This is a genomic window from Serratia sp. HNCC26DJ244 (assembly GCF_057180565.1).
Window position 1 is genome coordinate 1 of the sequence record NZ_JBXUGO010000175.1, and the last position, 201, is coordinate 201.

The following is a 201-nucleotide window of genomic DNA, read 5'->3' on the forward strand; positions in this document are numbered from 1 at the left end:
TATTCCCCGTCAGGTCGATATTGCTGCTGTTCAGCACCCAGTCCCCTGCGCCATCGATAACATTATCCAGCGAGGTCAAGGCACCGCCTTCAAAGGCGTTAAAGTTAAGGGTACTGCCATCAGCGATACTGACACTGCCATCACCCAGGTTGGCATTCTGCGACACACTCAGCGTGCTGTTGCCCACCAAATCAAACAGAC

The 201-nt window shown here is 53.2% G+C and carries 1 protein-coding gene; it reads right to left on the reverse strand.

Going from position 1 to position 201, the window contains the following annotated elements; all coding sequences use genetic code 11:
- A partial coding sequence (locus AC2A06_RS19150) for a hypothetical protein (protein WP_484381344.1) occupies nt 1–201 on the reverse strand: 201 nt, incomplete at both ends.